The sequence below is a fragment of the Microvirga zambiensis WSM3693 genome, from assembly GCF_016735695.1.
Classification (GTDB): Bacteria; Pseudomonadota; Alphaproteobacteria; order Rhizobiales; family Beijerinckiaceae; genus Microvirga; species Microvirga zambiensis.
Genome location: NZ_JAERQD010000136.1, coordinates 1 through 5,437, shown reverse-complemented (window position 1 = coordinate 5,437; position 5,437 = coordinate 1). Strand labels below are relative to the sequence as shown.

The following is a 5,437-nucleotide window of genomic DNA, read 5'->3' as shown; positions in this document are numbered from 1 at the left end:
TATCGCTCTCTCGAAGAGGTTCTGGCAGGCTCGACACCCGCCTCGATACGTCGCCTTTCTCAATCCGTCATCACCCAGGTTCCACCATAGCTGGCAGCCAGGATCCGCCTCAGCGCGCAGCCACGCGGGGGCCGCGATCGCCAAGGCATTCAGGGTAGCCCGCAGGGTCTCGGTCACGCACTCGAGGCGGTGCAGGAAGCGGACGGCTCCGAGGACATGGGTGGAGTCGGTGCGCTGGCGGCCTCGGGCGCCCAGCAGCTTGTGCTCCCGGCACAGCGCCAGGAGAGTGTCGAGCAGATGCTCCTCCGCGCCGCCTGCCACAAGACGGCCGCGGAACTCGCTGAGAACCGAAGCGTCGAAGCCGGGATCGGTCAGCTCCAACCCTAGCAGATACTTCCAGTCGATGCGGCTGCGAACAGCATCGGCCGCCCGCCGGTCGGACAGGTTCTCGGCGAACTGGAGCAGGGTCACCAGCGCCAGCCGCCATGGACATTCCGCCGGTTGTCCGCGATGGGCGAAGAGCGGCGCGAACTGGGCGTCGGTGAAGATCGTCCCAAGGTGGTCGCGCAAGCGCAGATAGGGATTGCCCTGGGGAAAGGCTGCACGGGCAACGGTCGCGGTCGAAGTCGGAACATCACCACTCACGGTTGGGTGAAGCGACATGGAACCCTCCAGGTCTGGACCCAAGCCCCTACAGCCTGAACGCAGACCTCCCCTCAACCGCTCCAACGCATTCGCCAGCAGTATCTAAACTGAAGCAAATCCATGTGGCCGGGCGCTGCACGCTCAAGCCATGTGCCTTCAGGGGCCGCTCCAGATAGCGCTGATGATAGTGGATCTGAAACTCGCGCTCGATCAGGGCCGCAATGCGCTTCAGGGTCCAGCGCTCGGTCGCAAAGCCGGCGGCCATGGCACCCCGGTCCAGGAGCCGAGCCAGATGAGCCCAGGCCTCCTCCTCAAGCCGGGGCGCTCGTCCAGTTCTGGCTCGGGCGGCCAATCCGCGCCGGCCCTGCTGAGCCAGGGTGGCGGCCCAACGCGAGACACTGGCGCGACTGCCCCCAAGTTAAGTTGCCGGGCGATCTCGGCTTGGCAGAGCCGCCCCTGGCGCAACAGCCTCGCGGCCGCAAGGCGGCGCTCCTCCATCTGCCCCGGCGTCAGATGCGCCGGACGCCAAATGTTGTCCTCCATCGCGCACCTCCTCACGAGGATCGACACCGCCCTATGTTATACCACCTTCGTGAAGATCATTAGGTGATCAGCCGTCGACATCGGTTTCGAGATGAGTTCTTGTAGTCAGCCATTGGTCTTGGCCCGTCAATACATAACTGCGTTGAGTGTGACATAGACGGGCGAACCCGCCTCGAACTGTGCGCTGCCCCGCGCGACCAGCCAGCCATCCGCACGCTCCAGGCGCGCAACGATCTGCAGCGTTGGCGAAGCAGTCGAGCTTGCGGGCGGGGACAAGGAAAAGGCTATCGCCTTTAACCCGCCGTCGCTTTTGGTGCGCGTTTTCGCGGCGCGACGTCGCGAATCATCCTGAATGGCAGGGTCCTCGAGATAAATCTCAAGATGACCTTCCGGGATAACCGCGCCGCCCTCGAACGTGACTGCGCCGCGAATATCTGTCGATTGCGCAGCGACTGGCCCGGTGGCCGCGGCGACAGCCGCAGCTCCGGCGGTCATTAATACTGTGCGGCGGTCGATCGGGCACTTCATCACACACTCTCCATGATCGCCCCGCAAGACCCGTGCGGTGGCGGCATTGCCGCTCAGCTTGTAATTCGAAAAGAGAAACCAATTGCAACTGTAATACAACTAGGTGGGGCGCCCGAAAGCGCCCCACCTGCGCTCGCGTTAGATGATAATGAAGTCGGCAGCCGAAACATTCAGATTTTTGCTCAGCCGCGCAAACTGAATGGCTGCAACTGGTCCGGCGCCATCGGCGTCATAGAACAAGGCGCCGCTATCTGTATCGTAGATGATGCGATCGTTGGCGTCATGAGCGACGCCCGCCTTACTCCTGTGAAATGCGCCCAAAGCGAGAGCGCCATCGCCACCCACGCTCGCGAAGATGAGGTTGTCCAGCAGGATCGTGTCGTCGGTGGCCTTGAAGTCCTTGATCCAATCGACATTGCCGTTCCCTAGCGCCGTCGAGAAGCGGAAAGTATCCTCTCCCGCGCCGCCGGTGAGCGTGTCGGACGCCAGACCACCATCCAGCAGATCGCTGCCGCCGCCGCCGGTGAGCTTATCGGATCCCGCAACGCCCGGCTGAGCCGGCGCAGGGGGAAACTCGACCGATACGTTCAACTCATATGTCGAGCCTTCCGGCACAACTTCCGCCCAGCCATTGCCCGGCGCCGTCTCTGACCAGCTGCCTTCCACGATGTAATAAGTTCCGGTCTCCTGGACAACAAATGCCACGCTTGAGTCCCGGTTGCTTGTAGAGCCGGGGTCGCCGCCGCCATCATCGTTCTGAGCGACGATATTTCCGTCACTGTCGAGCAGCCTAAGCCAACTGTCATGGACATTCGGATCGGCAATTCCGTCAATGTCGATCGTAATGACCGTACCGGCCGCCAGATTGACCTTATAGTATCCGCCCTGACCGTTTCCGGTGGCGTTGACAGTCGTATGGAGGATCGTCGTCGAATCGAAGATATCGGGATCGCTGGCGAGCGAGAAGTTGTTGGAGATGTCGAACGCGGCTGCGATCGAATTGTTCGCCACGTCCGGCCCCAGCGTGGCGTAGCCGGTTCCCATGCCAGGGCGCGGCGGCGCGTCGCCCTGATAGGCGAAATCGCCGAGCAGGGTGTCATCGCCACGGCCGCCGTCGATCGTGTCGTTCCCGCCTTGGCCGGTCAATACGTTGGCTGCGCCGTTGCCGGTCAGTCGGTCGTTGAATCCCGAGCCTGCCAGATTCTCGATGGAGACATACCTGTCTCCGCCGGACTTGCCTCCAGCGAGAGTTAGCCTAACGCTGCTCGCTGCATCAGCGTAATCTGCCGTGTCGCTGCCGGCTCCGCCGTTCAATCGGTCGGCACCGCCGCCGCCAGTCAGCGTGTCGTCGCCAGCGCCGCCGGAGAGCTCATTGGCCTGGGCATTGCCGATGAGATGGTCATCAACAGATGAACCGACGGCATTTTCAAAGCCGACGAGTATATCGTGCCGGATAGCTGTGCCTCGGCCAACGATTTGCACCGTACCATCACCGTCGCCACCGGTGGCTGTGCCGCTAGCAAGATTGATCGTCACACCACCAGTGCTGCCTGTGTAGACGACGGTATCGATGCCGGAACCACCATCCAGATAGTCTTGACCCGCGCCGCCAATGATCGTATCGTTCCCGGCTTCCCCATACAGGATGTCGCCATCGTTGCCGCCATCCAGGACGTCATTGCCGCCGCCGCCATTGAAATAATCTCCGCCGCCTCGGCCCCAGAAATGATTTGCGGCGGATGTGCCGATGAAGCGGTCGATGCGGTCATCGGAGCCAATCAGGTTTTCAATGCTGTAGAAAGTATCACCCGAGGCTGTGCCGCCGCTGGCGACGTTCGTGGCGAGGTTGACGAGCAGTTGGGAGGGGCTCTCCTTGCTATAATCGACTGTGTCGACTCCGGCGCCGCCCCTGAATATATCTACTCCGTCCTGGCCGCTCAGCGTGTCATCGCCGGCGCCGCCGTCGAGAATATCGTTGCCCTGGCCGCCAAGAATGACGTCGTTACCGCCGCCACCGTAGAGTGCGTCGTTACCATCATCGCTTTCGGTCTGGTCTTCAAGGTCGGCGACATCGATCGTGTTGTTGACGTCGCGACTGGCGAGCGAGTCGCGGCCGCCAATGATCAGGTCGTCACCTCCCAGGCCGAAGATCGTGTCGTCGCCGGCGCCGCCCCCAAGCGTATCATTTCCGTTGTCGCCGAAGATGAGGCTTTTCATCGTGTTGTCGCCGACGCTGGGTGGCGTCTCGCTGCCGCCGCCAGGCTGGATCGTCGACTCATCGGCGTAGATGATGTTTTCGACGTTGGCGACTTTCCTGATTTTCAAGTTCCTGGCGAGGAGGATGATCGTGTCATTGCCGTCGTTGAACTCCTCCCGAACGATGTCGTCTGGTGAATCGACGAAATAGATATCGTCGCCACCGTTGCCTGCCATCCGGTCGTCGCCGCCTCGGCCGTCCAGAACGTTGGCCCCATCGTTGCCGATCAGGATGTCGTCGTACCTGCTGCCGACGCCGTTCTCGATGTAGTAGTCGGTTCCATCCGCGTTGTGTCCGGAGAAGATCGATACATTGTTGCTGTGACCATTGACGCTGGAGAAGTGTCCGGCGCGCAAGTCAAGGATCGTGCCTGCCGTCGAGCCGGAGAAGTCGATCGTGTCGGTCCCGCCGGTGTCATGGATCGCGAAGCCGATATCATGCTGCATGCCCGAGGCGGTCAGCTGATAGCCGAGTTGCATGCTCCCGAAGCCGTAGACATTGTCGCCCGTGTTGAGGTCGATGTGCTGGTAGGTGCGCACCCCATTCGCATCGACGGTGGAGAAGAAGCGGCGAATGACGGCCTCGATGTCAGCCATAAGGGGCGTCGAGGCGGACCAGCGGCTGGTCTCGCCGACATCGATCCCATCGAAATAGGACATGACGCTGTATTGCTGGCGATCATAAGTCCAGGTCGCATTGTTCAGATAGTTGATCTGCACGCCGCCCGGGCCGCTGTAATTGTAGAGCCCGGGATGGTTGAGGCCGAATTCATGGCCGAATTCATGGATGAAGGCATCGAAGACGTAACCGCCGACATCCGTCTTGTTGGGTTCCGTGTCATGGAAACGCTGACCGATGCTGACATAGCGGTTGCTCGAATAGGCGCTGCCATCGTCCTGCTCGCCTAGCTCGGGGCTGACAACCTCGATCCAGTCCGTTGCGCTGTTGAATGGCGCATCGTCGACGATCTCGAATTTCAGGGGGGTGACAGAGGACCACATTTGTAAGGCGCCGATAGCGGCGGCCTTGTACTCGGGGTGGTCGTTGAGCTCGTAAACGTTGATCCTCAGCGTTCCCGCAGCGATCGCTGGCGTTAGGCTACGGCCCATTGCCCCAAGATAATCAAGAAAGGAGTCATAGTCCTCGCTCTTGCCATAAGGGTTGTCTGGCGTTTGATCGTTGACCCACCACTGGTCGCTAGTTTGGCTTGGATTCGGCATCGTAGGGTTCCTCTCTCACGGCTGTGCGTAGTTCATGGCTACACTGGTTTGAAGTTACTAATTTCCCGCAGGCATGGCTCACGGCCGCCTGTCAGCGCCTTACACACTGTGCAAACCTCGTGCCAATTTGGTGGATCGAGCCTCAGAAGAAATGTTGTGCAGATTATTCGTACGCATCCGAGCTGGGCCGCCTTGTGGGACTGGGGCATTTGGAAGAGCACTGGCTCGATCGACGTCGATATGG

The 5,437-nt window shown here is 60.9% G+C and carries 3 protein-coding genes and 1 pseudogene; all 4 read right to left on the bottom strand.

Annotation, left to right across the window (positions count from 1 at the left end; all coding sequences use genetic code 11):
- Positions 1–663, bottom strand: a 663-nt coding sequence (locus tag JKL46_RS34005) for a transposase (protein WP_246529724.1), incomplete at its 3' end; no start/stop codon positions are given.
- A gap of 28 nt (positions 664–691) precedes the next feature.
- Positions 692–1,033: pseudogene (locus tag JKL46_RS34000) on the bottom strand (winged helix-turn-helix domain-containing protein); the annotation flags it as partial.
- Between the two features lie 281 nt (positions 1,034–1,314).
- Positions 1,315–1,716 (bottom strand): hypothetical protein, encoded by a 402-nt coding sequence (locus JKL46_RS33995; RefSeq protein ID WP_009495291.1) that lies wholly within the window; start codon positions 1,714–1,716, stop codon positions 1,315–1,317.
- 138 nt (positions 1,717–1,854) lie between these two features.
- On the bottom strand, positions 1,855–5,193 hold the full coding sequence (locus JKL46_RS33990; RefSeq protein ID WP_201842831.1) for a M10 family metallopeptidase C-terminal domain-containing protein: 3,339 nt from the start codon (positions 5,191–5,193) through the stop codon (positions 1,855–1,857).
- Positions 5,194–5,437 lie beyond the last annotated feature (244 nt).

Coding starts and splice junctions, on each gene's coding strand:
- JKL46_RS33995 (WP_009495291.1), bottom strand. CDS start 1,716: ATGAAGTGCCCGATCGACCGCCGCACAGTATTAATGACCGCCGGAGCT.
- JKL46_RS33990 (WP_201842831.1), bottom strand. CDS start 5,193: ATGCCGAATCCAAGCCAAACTAGCGACCAGTGGTGGGTCAACGATCAA.